This window comes from Oceaniglobus indicus (assembly GCF_002751875.1).
GTDB classification, from domain to species: domain Bacteria; phylum Pseudomonadota; class Alphaproteobacteria; order Rhodobacterales; family Rhodobacteraceae; genus Oceaniglobus; species Oceaniglobus indicus.
This window is the reverse complement of sequence record NZ_NMZM01000002.1, coordinates 518952-538585: the sequence shown is the minus strand read 5'-3', so window position 1 is coordinate 538585 and position 19634 is coordinate 518952. Positions and strand designations below refer to the sequence as shown.

15 protein-coding genes and 4 pseudogenes are annotated in these 19634 nt (G+C 64.9%); 12 read left to right on the top strand and 7 right to left on the bottom strand.

Features of this window, described 5'->3' with window-relative positions; translation table 11 throughout:
- The 8 genes and pseudogenes from CFP68_RS05095 to CFP68_RS05070 all read left to right on the top strand — a co-directional run.
- The coding region (locus CFP68_RS05095) for a transposase (RefSeq protein WP_145953399.1) at positions 1-201 on the top strand (201 nt) is incomplete at its 5' end.
- Positions 202-470: 269 nt separating this feature from the next.
- Complete coding sequence (locus CFP68_RS18295) at positions 471-827, top strand: hypothetical protein (RefSeq protein ID WP_099825226.1); 357 nt, start codon at positions 471-473, stop codon at positions 825-827.
- Between the two features lie 18 nt (positions 828-845).
- Positions 846-1076, top strand: a pseudogene (locus tag CFP68_RS17820) (IS3 family transposase); the annotation flags it as partial.
- On the top strand, positions 1057-1215 hold the full coding sequence (locus CFP68_RS18185; protein WP_169961445.1) for a hypothetical protein: 159 nt from the start codon (positions 1057-1059) through the stop codon (positions 1213-1215). The pseudogene CFP68_RS17820 and the gene CFP68_RS18185, both read left to right, overlap by 20 nt.
- A gap of 383 nt (positions 1216-1598) precedes the next feature.
- A complete protein-coding gene (locus CFP68_RS05085) occupies positions 1599-2627 on the top strand; it encodes a hydroxyacid dehydrogenase (protein ID WP_099825224.1) in 1029 nt (342 codons plus the stop codon).
- A gap of 187 nt (positions 2628-2814) precedes the next feature.
- Entirely contained in the window at positions 2815-3756 is a 942-nt protein-coding gene (locus CFP68_RS05080) for a substrate-binding domain-containing protein (protein ID WP_241523953.1), read from the top strand.
- 63 nt (positions 3757-3819) lie between these two features.
- Positions 3820-4827, top strand: a complete 1008-nt coding sequence (locus CFP68_RS05075) for an ABC transporter permease (RefSeq protein WP_206601890.1) — start codon at positions 3820-3822, stop codon at positions 4825-4827.
- On the top strand, positions 4827-5570 hold the full coding sequence (locus CFP68_RS05070) for an ATP-binding cassette domain-containing protein (protein ID WP_099825216.1): 744 nt from the start codon (positions 4827-4829) through the stop codon (positions 5568-5570). Before CFP68_RS05075 ends, CFP68_RS05070 begins: the two co-directional genes overlap by 1 nt.
- A 407-nt stretch (positions 5571-5977) precedes the next feature.
- Here CFP68_RS05070 and CFP68_RS05065 read toward each other — a convergent pair whose 3' ends face one another.
- The gene (locus CFP68_RS05065; RefSeq protein WP_099825214.1) at positions 5978-6535 is read right to left on the bottom strand and encodes a TRAP transporter large permease subunit; all 558 of its coding nucleotides are present in this window, start codon (positions 6533-6535) and stop codon (positions 5978-5980) included.
- Here CFP68_RS05065 and CFP68_RS18605 point away from each other — a divergent pair.
- The 3 pseudogenes from CFP68_RS18605 to CFP68_RS05055 all read left to right on the top strand — a co-directional run.
- Positions 6496-6621 (top strand): annotated as a pseudogene (locus CFP68_RS18605) (transposase); the annotation flags it as partial. The gene CFP68_RS05065 and the pseudogene CFP68_RS18605 overlap by 40 nt on opposite strands.
- A gap of 114 nt (positions 6622-6735) precedes the next feature.
- Positions 6736-7528, top strand: a pseudogene (locus CFP68_RS05060) (IS5 family transposase).
- Positions 7529-7937: 409 nt separating this feature from the next.
- Positions 7938-8269: pseudogene (locus tag CFP68_RS05055) on the top strand (IS5/IS1182 family transposase); the annotation flags it as partial.
- A gap of 76 nt (positions 8270-8345) precedes the next feature.
- On the opposite strand, the gene CFP68_RS05050 reads toward CFP68_RS05055, so the two are convergent.
- The gene (locus CFP68_RS05050; RefSeq protein WP_241523951.1) at positions 8346-9401 is read right to left on the bottom strand and encodes a Gfo/Idh/MocA family protein; all 1056 of its coding nucleotides are present in this window, start codon (positions 9399-9401) and stop codon (positions 8346-8348) included.
- A gap of 23 nt (positions 9402-9424) precedes the next feature.
- Positions 9425-10207, bottom strand: coding sequence for a ThuA domain-containing protein (locus tag CFP68_RS05045; RefSeq protein WP_099825209.1), 783 nt, complete (start codon positions 10205-10207; stop codon positions 9425-9427).
- Positions 10208-10397: 190 nt separating this feature from the next.
- Between CFP68_RS05045 and CFP68_RS05040 the strand changes: the two genes are divergently transcribed.
- A complete protein-coding gene (locus CFP68_RS05040; RefSeq protein WP_099825206.1) occupies positions 10398-12074 on the top strand; it encodes a CHAT domain-containing protein in 1677 nt (558 codons plus the stop codon).
- Here CFP68_RS05040 and CFP68_RS05035 read toward each other — a convergent pair.
- From CFP68_RS05035 to CFP68_RS05020, 4 genes are all read right to left on the bottom strand, one after another.
- Positions 12071-14722 carry a hypothetical protein gene (locus CFP68_RS05035; protein WP_145953397.1) on the bottom strand — a complete coding sequence of 884 codons (2652 nt, stop codon included), beginning with the start codon at positions 14720-14722 and terminating at the stop codon, positions 12071-12073. The genes CFP68_RS05040 and CFP68_RS05035 overlap by 4 nt on opposite strands.
- Positions 14723-14756: 34 nt before the next feature.
- Positions 14757-15812, bottom strand: coding sequence for a serine protease (locus tag CFP68_RS05030; RefSeq protein WP_099825202.1), 1056 nt, complete (start codon positions 15810-15812; stop codon positions 14757-14759).
- A 24-nt stretch (positions 15813-15836) separates the two neighbouring features.
- Complete coding sequence (locus CFP68_RS05025; protein ID WP_099825200.1) at positions 15837-17828, bottom strand: caspase family protein; 1992 nt, start codon at positions 17826-17828, stop codon at positions 15837-15839.
- A gap of 159 nt (positions 17829-17987) precedes the next feature.
- Positions 17988-19634 (bottom strand): thiamine pyrophosphate-binding protein, encoded by a 1647-nt coding sequence (locus tag CFP68_RS05020; protein ID WP_099825198.1) that lies wholly within the window; start codon positions 19632-19634, stop codon positions 17988-17990.

The following is a 19634-nucleotide window of genomic DNA, read 5'->3' as shown; positions in this document are numbered from 1 at the left end:
CTGAAAAACAAGGGCATACGTGCCTGCATCCCTGGACGAAAACAGCGCAAGAAGCCTGTCCGATATGACAAGCGTCGATACAAACGCCGCAACCGGATCGAGATCATGTTCGGCAGATTGAAGGACTGGCGACGGGTGGCAACGCTCCTGGCTCTGAGATGCCCGCGACCGTCGGCCCAGTCCCACGCTTCTTTGTCGTAGAGACTTTCAAGAACAACCGGCACCCGAAACCCAGCATGAAGCACTGGAATTAGATGAGGTGGCGTGGGCAGCCTGAAGCACTTGGCCGACTCGATATTGTCAGGGACAGCATTCCATTTTTTGCGCGCGATCTTCGCTTCTGAGTCGAAGTCCAACAACCCCGCAGCCCTGGGTAGGTCTTGTTCGTGTTTTGCCCGGCTCCGCCATGATCGCCACCTTCGCAGGGCCGCCACGTTCCGCGCGAAAGCCTGTAAGGCTTCGTGCCGCGAATGGTGGCCATCACAGAGCGGGTAACCATAAGTATCCGCGCCGGTGTTTTCGATTACATAGCCGAGCGCGAGGAATGCATCGCGCGCCATTGCGGTCAGAGGCTCAGGGTGCTTGGGCACCGTCATCACCTTCACGTTGGCAATTTCCGGACCGGGATAGAAATAATGTCGGTCGATCCAGAGAAGAAGCGAATGCTCCTGGGATTTTTCTTTAAGCCAAAGCGTGACGTCGCAGATGTCCTGCTTCATCCCGAATTCGCCAGGATAAGCACTCAACCGGCGTTCACGCGCAATTTGCAACGTGCACCGCGTCCCGCGCTCATTGCGCATGATGAAACCGCACGAACAGTTGGCTGACGCGGGCGCTGGCTCTGAAGACCGATCAGCGAACGCGCGGGTCATGACGCGAAGCTCGTCGAGGCGATAGACAAGAGCTTCAAGCCCAGCGACCGCACCTATGGTGCCCGCCACGTCTGGCGCGATATGCTCGAGGACGGGCTTTCCTGCGAGCGGCACAGAATCGAGCGCCCGCTGCGGCTCAATGCAATGAGAGCGCGGGCGAAGCGACGTGGAATGCCCAAGGACGATGGCGAACGGTCTGTCCTCGATGATCGCCGACGGCGCCTACGACACCCTCAAGTGCCATGATGTGATTGCCGAACGCGGAGCCTATGCCGTCAGCCTCTGCAATTCAGCATGGACCTCGATCGACTCCTCACTCGGCTCGCTGGCATCACGCTTCTGACCCGGCCACCGCGTCAGCGTCGAACGGCCAATGCCCAGATCCTCCGCGTTCTCTCGCCGCGTCTGGCAACTGATCAGCGCCAGACGCACCGCTTCACTGCGAAATTCCGGCGTCGGCCTGTTCCCGTTTCCCATAAAACACCTCCAGGTTCCTCAGTTGGGGCACTCCAATTTTTCCAGAGCCAATAAAGAGCCAATAAGACGTGTCGATGTTCGAGAAGCTTGAGGGCGATCACTTGGCTGCTTGAATGGCGCCGCCTCTGATGTCGACGTCGAACCACGAATGACGTCCGGGGACTTGACGCGATCATTCGAAGGCAACAGCCTGAGCGACGTCAAACCACGCCCGCCTTCTTATGGGGCGCAACCAATGGAACATTTACCATGGCCGATCCGAAACCACTTGTCCTGAGCGTTCCCCATCCCAGATCGATCGACCTGATCTTCGACGCGCCGAGCAAGGATCAGCTGTTCTCGCGTTACGAGGTTCTGGAAACAGAGGCGGATGATCTGGCAGACCTCGACGACAAGACGCTTGGGCGGGCAAGGTATATCCTTGGACAACCGCCGCTTTCTGACGAACTGCTTGCCCGGCTTGGGAATTTGCGTTGCGTCTTCAACGTGGAATCCAACCTCATCGACAACATGCCTTATGAAACCCTGTTCTCGCGCGGCGTTCATGTGGTGACGACCGGCGCGGTGTTCGCGCAACCGGTTGCGGAACTCGGGCTGGCCATGGCGCTGAACCTTGCCCGCGGGATCCTGCCGGCGGATCAGGCGTTCCGGGAGGGACGAGAGGTCTGGGGTGGAGACGGGAACCTGCGGGCGCGCACCCTCGAGGACAGCGACATCGGCATTATCGGGTTCGGCGATCTGGGGCGCGCACTGCGTCGTGTGCTGAGCGGGTTTCGCGCCCGGATCCGGGTGTTCGATCCCTGGTTGCCGCCATCGATGTTGCGGGACCACGACGTCATCCCGGCGACGCTGGATGAGGTTTTGGAGACGAGCGCGACGATCTTCGTGGTCGCCGCCATCACGTCCGAGAACCGCGCGCTGCTGGATGCAAAAGCCCTGAGCAGGATGCCGGACGGCGCCGGTCTGATTCTGCTGAGCCGTGCTGACATCGTGGATTTCGACGCCCTGATGGCCGAGGTTCGAAGCGGTCGTATCACCGCCGCCAGCGATGTCTTTCCGGAGGAGCCTTTGCCAAAACAGCACCCGGTGCGCGATTTGGACGGGTTCATCCGATCCGCCCACCGGGCAGGAGCGTTGGACAGTGCCTTCCGGAAGATGGGGGAAATGGTTCTGGAAGACATGGCGTTGCTGGACCGTGGTTTGCCACCGCAGCGGTGCAAACGGGCTGAGCGCGAAACAGTCAACCGCATGCGTTCGCGACCGGTCGCGATCAACTGACCGATACGGCCTTCCCGGTCGGGGTGGCGGGGATCGCCCTGCTTTACCAAGCGTCACCGGTTTCCGTTGACACATCGCTGATAACGATACCATAATTTGTCAGACCGAAAGAACCGACAGCCGCGATCCCGCGGACAAGATAGGCACCGGTCCATCGATCTAGGTCCGAATTGGGAGGAGCCCCCGGATGACTTACTTTGCCCGAATGCGATTCGTCGCACCCTTTGCCGTTGTCGCAGCGCTTGTGGCGGCGCCCGTCAAGGCGCAGGATCTCACGATCATGACGTCGGTGCCTTCGCTTGGTTTTCCGTTCTTCGTTCACATGGAAAACGAACTGAAGAAATCCGCGGAACAGCTTGGCGGCATCACGATCAATACGTCGGATGGCCAGAATTCCGCTCCCAAGCAGACGGCAGACATCGAAGCCGCCATCGTGAACGCTGTCGATGGCATCGTCATGTCGCCGCTTGATTCCGTGGCGATGGCGCCCGCCGTGCGACAAGCCGTCGAACAGGGGATTCCTGTCATCACCATCGACCGGAGCGTGGCGGATGTGGATGTGCTGGCGCATTTCGGTGCGGACAACGTGAAGGGCGGCGAGGCGCAGGCCGCGCTGATTCAGAAGCTTTTTCCGGACGGGGCGCGCATGGTGAACCTTCAGGGTCAACCCGGCGCAAGCCCGGCGATCGACCGTAACAAGGGCCTGCACAACATCTTCGACGGCATGGAAGCCTATGTCTTTGTGGCAGAGCAAACCGCGAATTTCGCCCGAGAGGAAGGCGCCAGCGTGACCGAAGCGGTGTTGGCCGGCCTTGATACGCCGCCTGACGTCATCGTTGCGGCGAATGACGACATGGCGCTCGGGGCCATGCAGGTGGTACAGGAGCAGGGTCTGGACATCGCGATCATCGGTTTCGACGCCTTGCCCGAGGCGTTGGCGGCTGTACGTGACGGCGGACTGACCGCCACCATCGAACAGATGCCGGGCGGGCAGAGCGCGCAGGCGATGGAGGCGATGGTCGCCTATCTTCGCGAAGGCACCGAACCGGCCAAGCTGACCCTGCTGGAACCCTTCGCAGTTACCAAGGACAATCTCGACAAGGCGGAACGTCTCGGCGAACTCAACTGATCCAGCGCCGCCGGAGCCAAGGGCTTCGGCGGTATCGGAACATGTCCGTGGAAAGGCGCAATCTTGCGAAACACGACAGGCCAGCCGCGTTTCGACGCCGTTGATTTCGCGGCGCAATACGCTGCCTTCATCTTTCTCGTTATGCTGGTGGTCGCGTTCGCGCTTCTTCAGCCCAACTTTCTGAATCCCTTCAATCTTCTGAACGTCTTGCGGCAGGTATCGATCTCGGGGTTGATCGCCATCGGGATGACGTTCGTGATCCTGACGGCAGGTATCGACCTTTCGGTCGGCTCGATGGTTGCGCTCTGCGGGTTGGCAGGGGCGTATGTCGCGAAAGGCGGGTTGGACAGCCGCTTTGCCATCGGCGCTGCCGAACAGGCGGGCAATCCGGTCTGGATGGCGGTCGCGGTGTCAATAGCGGTTGGAATGACCGCTGGCGCCATCCAGGGCCTTGCGATCACCCGCTTGCGCGTGCCGCCCTTCGTGGTGACGCTGGGCGGGCTTTCGGCTTGGCGCGGCGCGGCCCTTCTGCTCAGTGATGGCGGGCCGATCAGCGGGTTCTCGGCCGACTACACGTGGTGGGGACAGGGCCGGATCTGGACAATCCCGGTACCTGTCCTGCTGTTCGTCGCGGCTGCGATCCTGGCGCATGTCGTGCTGCGTTATACCCGGTTCGGTCTGCACGTTTATGCCGTCGGCGGCAATGCGGCGGCGGCCACTCTCAACACCATCTCCACCCGCCGGGTAATCTTTTCGGTCTATGTCATCGTCGGGTTCTTCTGCGGTCTGGCGGCGTTCATCCTGTCCGCGCGCCTGAACTCGGCCGAGGCCGTCGCCGGTCTGGGGCTGGAACTCGACGTGATCGCGGCTGTGGTTATTGGTGGCACGTCGCTGTTCGGCGGGGTTGGCACGATCTTCGGTACGGTCTGCGGAGCGTTGCTGATCGGCGTGTTGCGCAACGGCTTGATCCTGATGAATGTCTCGTCATTCGTTCAGCAAATCGTCATCGGCGTCATCCTCGTTCTGGCTGTGGCGATAGATCAGGCTGCCATGGCACGGAGGGGTCGCTGATGGCTCCGCTGCTCAAGCTTACCGGCATCACCAAGAATTTCGGCGCGATCGAAGCGTTGGCGGGGATCGACATCGCCCTGGGCCATGGAGAAGTCGTGGGCCTGATGGGCGACAACGGCGCAGGCAAATCCACCCTGGTCAAGATCATCGCGGGCAATTTCGCCCCGTCCGCAGGCGAGATACAGCTGGACGGGCGGACGGTCCGGTTCGAAAGCCCGCTGGATGCGCGAAAAGCCGGAATTGAAGTCGTTTATCAGGACCTTGCCTTGTGCGACAATCTCAGCGCCGCACTTAACATCTTCCTGGGGCGTGAACTGACCCGCGGCGTCGGCCCCTTCCGCTTTCTCGATCGCCGTGCGATGGCCGAACGCGCATCCGCGCTTTTTGCCGAACTCAAGACCAATACGGTCCCAAGTGATCTGGTCAAATCCATGTCGGGCGGGCAGCGTCAGGCCGTTGCCATTGCAAGAACCCGACTGGCAGATCCCAAGATCGTGCTGATGGATGAGCCCACCGCGGCGATCAGTGTCCGTCAGGTGGCGGAAGTTCTCGAACTTATCCGAACGTTGTCCAGGGCAGGGCATACGGTGGTTCTGATCAGCCACAGGATGCCCGATGTCTTCACGATCTGCGACCGGGTCATAGTGTTGCGCCGCGGAACGAAAGTCGCGGACAAGCCGATCGGCGCAACCTCGCCAGAAGAGGTGACGGGCCTGATCATCGGGGCCATTGAAACGGCCTGATCCGGTTTGGGAAACCCGGCGTGTTCGAAGCTTGGTGGTGGCATCGCTTCCATGGCGCCGCTTTGTGCTGATCCGGAACCGTTATGGGCGGAAGGTGGTGCGGTCGGGCCGCTTCCTTTTCCAGCCCAAGCTGGCCAGGGTCAGGGCTCGCAGCCAATAAACGACGAGAGCGGCTAGAGAGAGAGACCTTCGCGCATCTGTAATGCCGTGTTGCAATGCGTCGCCAGTCCTTGAGCCAGCCGCCTGACCTCTTTCACGTAAGCGGTCTTGCCGGTCAGGGACGCGCCGGTGACCCGCATTCGCAAATGGATACATGGCACGATACCAGATGTGACAGTCTCCCCAGCATGTTGCTTCAGAGCGGCCTTTTTGGCGAAATCTGACGGTGCCAGAAGCTCGTTTGCAACCTACATGAAAGCTGAAGGCAACCAACTTGTCAGCGACGGGACGAAGACCAGCAACAGGAGGAAGAGCACCAGCTTCAGGATGAACGGTACACAATGGTGGACCGTTTCCAAAAAGTCCGCTTCGGCTGCCGAGGTTGTGACAAACAGGAGCACAACAACGGATGGTGTGGTCGCGCCGATCTGGGTCGCAACCACCATGAGGATGCCCACGTGCAGCGGATCGAAGCCATAGCTGCCGCCGACGTAGGACGCGAAGGGCACGAAAACGATCAGGACTGCAAGGCTTTCAACGAACATCGTCAGCAGGATCAGAATACCCAGGAGAGTCAGGATCACCACCGTCCCGTTGTCCGAAACGCTACGAAGTGCGTTGAGCACAATCTGGTTGAAATCCAGATACGCCAACAGCCAGCCGAGCGACCCAGCCATCGCGATAATTCCCACGACACTTGCGGTGGTAGCTGCTCTGCCCCGTAAAAACTGGGCCGTTTGAAACTGGAGTTTTCGGCTAAGCTTCCCTGGCTGGGAGAGGAGCTGAGAACGATGAAGGCACGCCAGTCGCGGAGATCTGTCGCAAGGCGAGCATAAGTCAGGCCACCTACTTCAATCGGAAGAAGCGCTATGGGGGCTCTGAACTGCCCCCCCTTTCGACCGGACACTCGGGCACAACGATGAAGGCTTGGGGATAGCCCTAAGCTCAGGACCCATTGATTTTTCACAGACGGCATGAGTCACGGTTCGAAAAGCGAGCGGTGAACATGTCTGGTCTTTTCTGGCTGACGGATGCGCAGAAGGCGCGTCTTGAGCCCTTTTCTCCGAAGTCCCACGGCAAGCCGCGCGTCGATGATCGGCGCGTGCCGAGCGGGATTATCTTCATCAATCGCAATGGGTTGCGCTGGCGTGACGCGCCTGCGGAATACGGGCCGTACAAGACGCTCTACAATCGCTGGAAGCGCTGGAGGTGAGTGCTGAATGCCACTGGTTCGAGTGAGGCCACGAACAGGGCGTCTTCGCACGGATGCTGGCCGGTCTTGCCGCCGGGCATGGCGAACAGAAGATCGTCATGATCGACGGGACCTATCTCAAGGCACACCGCACAGCGACCAGCATGGGCGTCAAGAAGGGGGGCGCGGTCGCCTGATTGGACGGACCAGGGGCGGCATGAACACAAAGCTGCATGCCATCTGCGACAGCCGGGGACGCCCACTGAACCTGTTCGTGACCGCCGGACAGGTGAGTGATTACATCGGGGCACGAGCCTTGCTCAGCAGCCTGCCGAACGTCGATTGGCTGCTCGGGGATCGCGGCCATGACGCCGATTGGTTCAGGGAAGCGTTGCAAGACAAAGGGATACGCGCCTGCATCCCGGGCCGAAGACAACGCAAGAAGCCCGTCAAATACGACAAGCGCCGATAAAAACGCCGCAACCGCATCGAAATCATGTTCGGCAGGCTCAAGGACCGGAGGCGGGTCGCGACCCGTTACGACAGGTGCCCGAGGGTCTTCCTGTCAGCCGTCGCTCTTGCCACCATCGTCATCTACTGGCTTTGAAACTCAATGAGTCCAGACCCTAAGACGAAGTAAACCAACACGATTTGCGCACATCCCCAAGGAAAAAGCTGGAGCGGCATGGACTGAGTTCGCACTTCTTTTCTCGGACCAGCGATGGTGAACGGCAAGAGACCGCGTAAGAGCGGCCCAGCTCCGCAAGACCACGACAGTTGGGGCGACAACGCGACCCGTTCAGTCCATGTCGTGATCAAATCCGTGCTGCAGGAACCGCGCTGTCTGATCGTTATCGGGTCCCAAGATTTACTGTCTTTCCAGACGATCGTGCTTGATGCCGTGAACTTGAAGGACGGCCGGCGCTAAACGCTCTCCACAAAAGCCGCGCAAGTCCAAACCAACCCGATCCGCAAGTGCAATAAATGGCTTCAACTACGCCAGATTCTGTCCAACCGATGCCATCGCGGATCGCGGCGCCAACGCTTTCATCGCGGATCGCAAGAACGCCAAGCCGTGGAAGACCGTCACCGCCAGAGCCATGGCCCGAAACGAGGCCCTGCGCGCCGCGAAACAGCTCGGCCGCGCCCTCCGGCGACGATGGAGCGGATCTATTGGCCAAAGCCGCGTCGAGACAAGAGGAGACAAAGGTGCATTGTGTAAAGCTGCTTCGGCAGCGCCTCATCGCGCGGGACTTCGACCGACAAATCGCGGAAGTCCAGGTCCGGCATCGCCATCATGACCGACTACACCCCCCTTGGCATCCCTGTCATAGAGCCCTCGGGATGAAGCCGTCCGGGGAAAGGGGAGCCTCGGGCATCGCAAGCCTTGTGCAACAGAGCCGCTCCCGGCCCCACGCGCGACGTCAATCGTAACCGCGAAACAATCCGACGCCCCCGGCGTCATCCAGGACCTTCTGCAACGCCGCACCCCGGGCAAAATCGGGGGTGGCGGGCCGGCCGTTGCGGATCGCATCTGCGAAGGCGTCGAACACACGCGGCACCGGCGGCAGCGCCACGTCCTCCCAGCCGGTGGGATCGCCCACCGGATCCATGCAGACCGACAACCGGTCGACATGGTTCGCCGACTGGACCAGCAGCGCGCCTTCGGTGCCGTGGATCCGCAGCGACAGGTCATTCAGATGGCCGCTGGCAAAGCGTGACGCGTGGATGACGCCGATGGCGCCACTTTCCAGCTCGACATGCATCGCGCAGGAATCGTTGGCGTCCAGGTGATAGGGACCGATCTGATCGCCGGGGGCCTTGGGAAAGGTCTTCAGCCGACACGACACCGACGCCACGTCCGACCCGGCGACGAAGGTGGCGAAGTCGATGATGTGGATCCCGACATCGCCCAGCACCCCGGCCGAGCCATGGGCGCGCGATAGCCGCCACAGCCATTGATCCTGCGCGCTCCATTCGCCCCAGGCGGGCTGCACCAGCCAGCTTTGCAGATAGGACGCCTCGAAATGGCGCACGGCACCGATGCGCCCGGCCTTGACCATGGCCGCCGCAACCTGCATCGCCGACACGTTGCGATAGGTCAGGTTGACCATGTTCACGATGCCCTGCGCCGCCGCCGCATCGCGCATCTCGCAGGCTTCGGCGTGGGTGGTGGCAAGGGGTTTTTCACACAGCACATGCTTGCCCGCGGCGATCAGCGGCATCGTCGTGGCGTGGTGCGCCTGATCCGGGGTGACATTGCACGCCGCGTCGAAACCGCCCCATGCCAATGCCTCGTCCAGCGTGGCGAAACGGTGGGGAACGTCGAACAGGTCGCAGAACGCCGACAGGCGGGCCGGGCTGACATCCACCGCCGCGACGATCCGCACACCCGGGATGGCCGCGAAGGCCTCGGCGTGGGAATGGGCCATGGAGCCGGTCCCGAGGATCAGAAGCCGTGTCGGGGCCGTGTTTTTCACGGACAGCTCTTGCATGACCTCGCTCAACGAAACCCATCCTCGCCGTCGTGGTGCAGCCGCGCGCCGCGCTGTTCGATGGGTTCCAGCGCGTCGGCCACGGGGCGGTTCGGTGCGTCCGTCACACCGGTCCGCCGCGCGTCGGGGTTGGCGGCCCAGCGCACGGCGTTGGCGATCACCCGCTGGACGTTGGCGTCGTGATAGGTCGGATAGGTTTCGTGGCCCGGGCGGAAATAGAACACGTTCCCGGCACCGCGCCGCCACGTCAGCCCCGAGCGGAACACCTCGCCGCCCTGGAACCACGACACGAACACCGTCTCCAACGGTTCGGGCACGCCGAAAGGTTCGCCATACATCTCTTCGTTTTCCAGTTCGAAGTGATCCGGCAGCCCGCGCGCGATGGGATGGCCCGGCGCCGTGAGCCAGAGCCGCTCGCGCTCGCCCGCCTCACGCCACGTCAGGTTGCAGGGCGTGCCCATCAGCCGCTTGAAGATCTTCGCGAAATGCGACGAATGCAGCAGGATCAGACCCATGCCGCCCCAGACCGCTTCGACCACCCGTTCGACCACGGCATCGCTGATCTCGCCGTGGGCGGCATGGCCCCACCAGATCAGCACATCGGCTCCGGCGATCCGTTCGGCGGGCAATCCGTGTTCCGGCTCCTGCAGGGTGGCGGTGGTAGCCTCGATGCCCTCTTCGCGGTTCAGCGCGGCGGCGATGCAGCCGTGCATCCCGTCGGGATAGAGATCGGCAACGGCCGGGCTGGTCGTTTCATGGATGTTCTCGTTCCAGACGATCGTGCGGATCATGGCGGTTTCTCCTGAAGATTCGCATGCATATTGAACGGATTGCGCGCGCGGACAACCGGCCGGGCCCGGAAAAGCAAGTTCCGGTGTGCAAGGCAGGGCGCATGGAACGGTTGGTCGTGGTGCGGGAATGGCTTCACAGATCGCGCCGGCAATGGAAAGATGACGTGGATCCTTGCGACGCGGTGACCCGATGACCCTTGTCCGTCTTCTGACGTGTTTCGTTCTGGCCTGCACGATGGCGCGGGCCGACGCGCCGCCAACCCGTGCCTCGGTCATCGATGCCGCGTTTCAAAGCGCCCAGCGCGCCGGCGTGACAGCGGCCAGCCGCGCCCTGGCGCAATCGGCCGCACGCATCGCATCGGGCACGCCCGAACTGGCCGCGCTGCTGCGCGACCGACAGGACGGGGCCGAACGGCTTGCCGCGCTGACCCGCGATCTGGCCCGGATCGCGGGTACCGCCGGCGCGGCATCCGAGACCGAACAGGCGCGCCTGGCGCGCGCCATTGACGCCCGGCGTGCCGATCAGCGCGATCTGGACGCGCAGATTGCCGCCGCCTTTCCCGAATTCCGCGAACTGACCGATCCCGCGCCCCTGTCCGTCGCCGGTGTGCAAGCGGTGCTGGATGCGGATGAGGCGCTGTTGTTCACGCTGACCGATACGGATTTCACCTATGTCTGGGCGATTTCGAAGACCGCGGCCGACTGGCACCGGGCCGACGGCGGAACCGAGACCCGCGGGGCGCAGGTGCGCCAATTGCGGGCCGGCTTTTCGGCCGGCGACGATGCGCGCGCGGGGATCGCGCTGAAACCCAAGGCGGTGCGCCCCACCGTCGCCGCCTTTCCGCGCGATGTGGCGCGCACGCTCTACCGCGATCTGTTCGCGCCGCTGGAACATGTCTTTGCCGATGCCGCCCATGTACTGAGCGTGGTCGACGGCCCGCTGGCCAGCCTGCCCCTCGGGGTGTTGCCGGTCGAACCGCCAAGCGGGCGCGACGACGACCCACAGGCCCTGCGCGACACCGCGTGGATGCTGCGCCGCCATGCGCTGACCACCCTGCCCAATGTCTCGGCGCTGAAGGTGCTGCGGTTCGCGCGCGCGCGCGCGCCCGATCCGATGCGGGCGCGCGATCCGTTCGTGGGGTTCGGCGATCCGCGGCTGGGCTATCGGCTGGCCATGGCCGATGCCGTGCCGGTGTCCGCCGATGCGCCGGTGGTGACGCGCGGCGTCTATGAGAACGTCACGCAGGTGGCCGACCTGACCCCCCTGCCCAACACCGCGCGCGAGTTGCGCCGCCTGGCCACAGTGACGGGCGCGGGCGAAGACGCGCTGTTCCTGGGGGATGAGGCGACCGAGACGAACGTGAAATCCGCCGACCTGTCACGCACCCGGATCGTCGCCTTTGCCACCCACGGATTGCTGGCCGATGGCCTGCCCGGGCTGGACGAACCGGCGCTGGTGTTCACCCCGCCCGCGGTGCCCGATGCCACCGACGACGCCCTGCTGATGGCCAGCGAGGCGGCAGCGCTGAAACTGTCGGCCGATCTGGTGATCCTGTCGGCCTGCGACACGGCGGGCAGCGACGGCACACCGGGCGCCGAGGGGCTTTCGGGGCTGGCGCGCGCGTTCCTTTATGCGGGGGCGCGGGCAATCCTGGTGTCGCATTGGCCGGTGGACGATTATGCGGCGTCGGTGTTGACGACGGGGATGCTGACGCGCATGGCGGGCGATGATCCGCGCACCCGGGCCGAGGCGTTGCAGGCCGCCAGCCTGGCGTTGATCGACGACACCTCGAACCCGCGCCTGGCCCATCCACGCCTTTGGGCGCCGTTCGTCGTGGTGGGCGAAGGCGGTCGCGACATCCGCTAGCCGTCGTCGGTCAGGCCCTGGGCGTATTCCCAGCCCACCATCGCCTCCCATGTGGCGCGGGCCTTCAGTTCTTCGGCGGTGATCCCCGACAGCCGGCCCTCGGCGGCGATGTCGTCGATCTCGGCAAAGCGGAGCGCGTTGGACCGGCGCATGTCGCCGTAGGCGGCGGCCACATCGCCTGCGCGCCATGCGCCGCTGGCCCGGCTCCAGATCACGCGCGACCGGCTCATCCGCCAATCGCGTCCGTCGTCGTCGGGCAACGCCGCTTCGGCGCGATCAAGGATTGCGCGCACGTCGTTCCATGGGGCGGTGTCCAGCGACAGATCGGCAAGGAAGGTCAGCTGGTCCATCTGCCACGAGGGCGGCACCCGGTCGAAATAGGCCGGATCGTCGATATGGGCGGACAGCACGGCGGCAACGCCGGCGTCGTCACCCGTGCGCTCGCGCAGCGTCCTGGCATAGGTGCTGAGCACGCTGGCCGCCAGATCGCCCCGCGCCGTGGCGAAATCCACCAGTGCATAGGCCTCGCGGGCGATCAGCGCCGCGCGCTCGGGCTGATCCATCATGAAAAGCAGATCGGCCTGCTGCGACAATGCAAAGGCAAGGGCGTCGGGGTTATGGGCCGGATGCTTGCGCATCGTCACGGCGGTGCGGTCCATCCAGACCAGCGCATCGGCCGTCTCGCCGCGATAGCGCAGCGCGCTGGCCATCAGGAATTGCGCCGACGCGATCAACATATGGTGCGGCGGCAGGTCGACGGAAAGGCGTCCGATCAGACGGCCCAGTTCAGACACATCGCTGTCGCGGCTCATCGCGTCGGGATCGTTCATATCGCCGATCAGCGCGATGTAATCCGCCAGAAGCGCCGGATTGCCGATGTCGCTGGCCGCCGTGCGAAGGGCGCCAAGGCGGGTGCGCAGGGTGACCGGATCTTCCAGCATCGCATGGGCGTCGAGAAAGATCGCATCGGCGAACACATCCCAAGGGCCGGGCGCCTCTGGTCGCGGCAAACCCGCCCACAGGGCGCCCGCGGCGGCAATCCCCGCCCGGTCATCCACCCGGAACGCCGCGTTGGCCGCAAGGGCGACGGCGATCCGGCGTACGGCGGGGGCCAGATCGGCACGCGCCAGCAGACGCTCCAGCATGGGCACGGCGGCGGCGGCGTTGCGATCGCTGCTCCAGGCCCGCGCCAGGGCTTCGATGATATCCAGCATGGGCGCATCCGGGGCCAGGGCCGGTTCCGCCATGTCACGCACCGCACCGCGCAGCGCCGCCAGGTCGGTCAACGCGCGATCCTCGAACCCGATCAGCGCGAAATAGAGCGCACGGTTCAACAGGAACAGCGGCGGTGTTCCGTGGTCGGTTTCGTGTTCGGCCAAGGCCAACTGCACCCCCAGATAATCGCCGGCCAGGAACGCCGCCAGAACGGCCGCACCGTCGGGCGCAAGGTCGATCCCCTGTCCGGTGCCGTGGATTTCGTCGGCATAGGCGAACCCCGCAAACCCCGGATCGGTGCGGTCGATTTCGGCCGCCAGAAGCACGACATCGCCGTTCGTCGGCCCCAGCGTGCGCCGCAGGATGGCATAGGTTTCGCGCAGATGCGCCTGCTGGCCCGCCATGTCGCCCAGTTCGCCGCGTACATGGGCGAGGGTCTTGTGCAGGATTGCCAGCGGCGCGCGGTCGCCCAGACCCTGCGCCACGGCAAAGGCAATGGTGTCGACAAGAAAGGCGCCGCCGTCTTCGTACCCGTTCACGACGCTGCGCGCGACGGCCAGACGCTGGGCGTTCCACAGGTATTCGTCATCGAACATCCGGTTTTCGGTCAGATAGGCATGGCGGCTTTCAAGCAGGCCGATGGCCCGCTCCCAATCGCCCGCTTCCCCCAGCAGCATGGCGAAATACCCGCGATAGAACGATTGCCACTGGGCGTCGATCGCCGGATTGTCGTCGAACGCATCCATGAAGGCGGCGAAATAATCGACCAGATCCTGGGCGTCCGTGCCCGCGTCGCGCAAAGCACTGGCGTGCAGGAAATAGAGATGCGCCAACTCCGGCGTCCGCACCCATGTCGTTTCGCCATCGACACCCTGCAGATAGCTTTCGCGCAACGCCGGCGCGTCCGGCGACCCCAGGTATTGCGCCGTCAGCGCCAGGTAGAAATGCGCCAGATCGCGGATCTCGGCCAGATCCTCGCGCCCTTCGGTGGCGTCATAGGCGGCGCGCAACAGCAGATCGGCCTCGTTGTCGTGATCGAGGAAATAGGCAGCGGCCCCCTGAAACGCCAGGGCTTCGATACGGTAGGGGTGATTGCGGTATTCGGGGGTATCCAGGATCGACGCGACCGATGACGCAAAACGGTTCACCTCGGCGTGGTTTTCGCGGCGGAAGTTGACACGCGCCAGCGCAAGGTTGGGCAGATGCTTGATCGGCAGGGGATAGACGGCGCTGCCATAGGTGGCATCGTTGGCGGTTTCGAACAGGGTTTGCGCGGTGTCCAGATCGTCGGCGCGCAACGCGGTCATGCCCTGGGCGATCAGATCCTCGATCGCCTGCGCCCCCAGCGTGCTGCCATTCCAGCTTTGCTGTTGCGCGGTGGCGGCGGGTGGCGCGTGCGGAACGGCGGCAAGCCCGAGGGCCACCGCCGTCACGATGCCCGGCCACCTGCGTGGCCGGGTGGGTCGCTCAGTTCTGGGCAATCGTCTGCTCGAGCCAGGGCAGGTAGTTCGCCACCTTGGTATAGGCCGAGAAGATCGCGGTTTCGAGACAGCCGCCGTTCTCGGCCGTCAGGCCCCAGGCGACGACACCGGCCTGGATATAGGTGCCATCCTCCAGCGGCACGACCAGGGGTCCGCCGCTGTCGCCGGAACACGAGGTCTTGCCGCCCTCGAACGTACCCGAACACAGCATGTTCTGCGTCAGCGGGCGCGGCGCGCGGTCGACCAGCGCCTGCCATGCGGCCTGCGCGTCGTCGTTGCCCAGGCCGAAGGCATCCACCGCTTCCGAGAACGGCCGCGATGCCACCTGTGCGCGCGCTTCCAGCATGGCGCCGTTACAGGCGTCGCGGTCGATGATCTGGATCTCGGCCTCGCGCATTTCAGCCGGGTTCGCGCCGCCTTCGGTCAGGCCCCAGCCGGTGACGATGGTCGGCACGCCCTGCTGGTCGAGAATATCGCCGAATTCGGAATCCGGCACCGTGATGGTCTGGTAATTCGCGTTCGGCTTGCGCGCCAGCTTGATCAGCGCGACATCGTTGTCGAATTCACCGCCGACGTAATTGGGGTTGCGGAACACGCCCGCCACCGGCACCAGGTCGCCCTGCCCCTCGGCCAGGACGTTGGTGCCGACCAGAACGGCGAACTGGCTGGGGTCCAGCTGGAAATATCCGCCGTTCTGCTGATCGGGCATGAAGATGCAATGCGAGGCGGTCAGCACCCATTGATCCAGGATCATCGAGCCGCCGCAGAACTGGCTGTCCGGCGACACGCCGCGCCCTGCAACCATCAGCGCAACCTGCCACGGCCACGCGCCATCGGCAGCGATCTTGCCGCCGATGACCTTGCCGCCCGCCGCCTCCCGGGCGGCAGCGGCCGTCTTGCGCTGTTCGGCCTTCATGTCGCTTTCGGCAAAGGCGAAGGGCGAGGCGACGGGACCGGCATCCTGGGTCAACCCGGGGCTTGCGGCCAGCGAAAGGCCAAGCAGGGCGGCAGCGGCCGGAAGGGATTTCAAGGTATCAATCATGGTGTCCTCTCGGAGTTGGAAATATTATTGTGGTATCAGAGTGGTAAGGGTCAGACGCAGCCGCGTCAGCGTCGGGGCGACCATGCCGCCCGCAGCACCGAACGAACGGCCCTGCGTGGTCGGATCGGATGCGGCCCACAAGAACCGGTGCAGCGCGCTGCCCCCCGGTGCGGCACGGGTGGCGACCGGATCGGCCAGACCGCTCAGCACCATGCGGGGGCCCGATGGGGTGGCGGGCACGGCGATCACGATGATCTCTTCCAGACCGGGCCGGCCGTCGGGCAACCTGATCTCGAGCCCGGCCTCCTGGCTTTCGTTGAACGCGATGCGGTTGGACAGGCCGGGTTCGGGCCAGAGCGCGGTGATGCCGAAGTCGCGATCGACATACAGCACAGTGACATCCTGGGCGGTCCGCGACGTGTTGGTCATGGTCAGCCACAGCCGGTCGCAATCATGCACCGGCTGATCGGGACGGAACGGCATCGCCTGCGCACCGCCGACGCACGCGCCATCGCGCAGCGCGCCCGCCTCGCGTTCCAGAGAAACCTTCACCGCTGGCCCGCCAAAGCTGAACCCGCCCTTGGCGGCACCTTCGGCCAGGGCCAGCGCGCGGCGCAGGCGATGGGTCCGCGCCGCCGCCTCGAAGAACACCGCCGCGTCGTCGCCCATGCGCGGGCTGCTGCCCGCGCCGACCGGATCCAGGATCCCGTCGGGGCCGGTCAGGATCAGCGCGCCGTCCTTCAGGACCGGCACGGCATCCGGCACGGCGGCGTTCCATGCGACACCCTCGGGCAGACCCGCCGCCGCCAGCGCCCCAAGCTGATCCAGCACCGGCGCATAGTCCCTGCCGTCCATGATGACCGGCGGGGCGATGCGGAACGGTTCCGGCAGACCCGGCGCGGTGACGACGACATAACCCGTTTCGGGCAGCGGTTCGGCATGACGCAGGCTGGCCGTGGTTGCCCCGACATCGGCCAGCGTGGCGGTCGCGATCGGCGTTTCGGCGGTCGCGCTTGCGAAAACCTCGACCTCGGCGCCCTCGCTCAGCCCGGACAACAGCCCGCCCTGAACGGTATCGCCGCTGAACCCGATCCGGCTGAGCGCCGGGCCGGGCACGCCGAACACCGGCAGGTCCAGGGCGGTGCCTTCGCCGTCCGGGGTCTGCAACACGTCGCCGCGCTGCATCGTGTCCGCGGCGCCGCGCAGGGTCTGCGCCCAGGTCGCCGATGTGCCGGTGCGCAGCACATCCGCCAGCGCGACGGTGAACGCGCCATACCAGTTCGACGGGTTCGCACGCGCGCCCAGTGGGTATTCGAAACTGCGCTGATCCGATTGCGACGAATACAGGAAGGCGAAATCGCCGGTCAGGGGCGGCGCCAATGCGCCCTCCCCACCGCCGGTCTCAACGTCTTCCGGCACGCCCAGAGCGGCCGGGTCGACGTAACGCGCGACGCCTGCCCCCCGTTCGACTGCACGAAACCCGGTGGCCGAATGGCAGGTGTCCAGAACCGCGACCAGCGTCGCGCCGGTGTCGAGGATCGCCTGGAACAGCGGCTGGAATTCGTCATCGACGATGGCGTTCTCGACGTCACCGATGGCGCCGCGCCAACCCTTCGCGTCGGTGGGCAACAGGATTTCATCGTATCCGCCCGCCTCGTCGCCGTTGCGGTCGGGCGCCTGCGATCCGTGGCCGGAGAAATAGAAGAACACCGTGTCGCCGTCCTTCACCGTGGCGGGCAGATCGCCCAGTTCCGACAGGATCGCGGCCCGCGTGGGTTGCCCGCGATGGACAACTCCGGCCGGCAGGATCGCCCCGGCGTCGGTCAGCACCGTGATGCTGTCGGCACCGCGCGCGCCCAGCGTTTCCGCCATCAGCCGCACATCGTTCACCGGACCGCGCAGATCCGCGTTGAGGTGGCGATAATCGCCCACCCCGACCAGCAGCGCATGAACATCGGCCACGGCTGGCGTGGCGGCCGTCATGGCAATGAGACAGAGGGGCACAAGCGGTTTCATGCCGATATCATGAGCGATGCCGACACACCGCGCAACGATTACGGCTGTCGTGACGGCAGTTGTCACATCCTGCGGATGAGCGCCGGCCGGTCGGCAATCGCGCCGCAACACCCCGGGGCGCGTCGGTGACCGTCAGCCTGGCCGATCGCCTGCCCCGGCTCAGCCGTCGTCGAGAATCAGCTTCGGTGACAGGGCGCTGGGGTCGATCCTGAGGTGCAGGATCGCGGGCCGCCCGGCCGACCGTGCCTCGGCCAGAGCCGGCGCGAAGTCGGCCGTGGTCGTCACCGTCGCGCCGAACCCGTCATAGGCCCGCGCAAGGGCGGCGAAGTCGGGGTTCTTCAACCGTGTGCCCGAGGGGCGACCGGGATAGGTCCGCTGCTGGTGCATCCGGATCGTGCCATACATGCCGTTGTCCGAGATCATGACGATGATGTTCGCCCCCTGTTCGCAGGCCGTGCCGAATTCCTGGCTGACCATCTGGAAACATCCGTCCCCGGCAAGGCAGATCACCTCGCGGTCGGGGTGCTGCAACTTTGCCGCAATGGCGGCGGGCAGGCCATAGCCCATCGAGCCCGACGTCGGCGCCAGCTGCGTGCGCCAGCCGCGATAGCGGTAATAGCGGTGCAGCCATGCCGAATAATTGCCCGCGCCGTTGGTCAGGATCGCGTCGTCCGGCAACACGTCATTCAGATGCGCGACGACCTGTTCCATCTTCAGCGCGCCGGGCGTTTTCCGTGGCACCTGCCAATCCTCGTAGGCGGCGCGCGCATCGCTCAGCCAGGTGCCGCCCGCACGCGCGGTGGCCGCGGCGCGCAACTGCCCCACCACGGGGCCGGGTTGGCCGACCACCGCAAGCTCGGGGCGATAGACGCGCCCGATCTCGGACGGGTCGGCATGGATGTGGATCAGCGATTGCCGTGTGACCGGCGGCGTCAGCAGCGTATAGCCCGAGGTCGTCATCTCGCCCAGCCGCGCACCCAGCGCCAGGATGACATCCGCATCGCGCACCGTTTGCGCCAGCGCGGGGTTGATGCCGATCCCGACATCGCCGACGTAATTGGCATGGCGGTTGTCGAGATAATCCTGACACCGGAACGACGCGCCCACGGGCAGACCCATCGTATCGGCGAACGCGCCCAGATCCGTCGCCGCCTGCGCGCTCCAACCGCCGCCGCCCGCGATGACCAGCGGCCGTTCGGCCCGCGACAACCGGTCGATTACCGCGGCAATGTCGCGATCCGCCGCCGCGCCCGACGGCAGGGTCGCGGCGGGCACCGGCGTGCCCTCGGCCGGGCCAGACAGCATGTCCTCGGGCAGGGCCAGAACGACGGGGCCGGGGCGGCCGGTCTGGGCGACGTGAAAGGCGTGGCTGACGTATTCGGGGATTCGGTCGGCGCGGTCGATCTGGGCCACCCATTTGGCCAGCGGGCCGAACATGGCGCGGTAATCGACCTCCTGAAATGCCTCGCGGTCGCGTTGATCGCTGGCGACCTGGCCGACGAACAGGATCATCGGCGTGCTGTCCTGAAACGCGACGTGGACGCCCGCGCTGGCGTTCGTGGCCCCCGGCCCGCGCGTCACGAATGCAATGCCGGGCCGCCCCGTCAGCTTGCCGGTGGCTTCGGCCATCATGGCCGCGCCGCCTTCCTGGCGGGCCACGACAACGTCGATGTCCGCGTCATACAGACCGTCGAGCGCGGCCAGGAAGCTTTCGCCGGGGATGCAGAACACCCGCTCGACCCCCTGCGCCGCAAGACATTGTGTTAGAAGGTCGCCGGCGTGGCGCGGTGCTGGGAAATCCGTCAT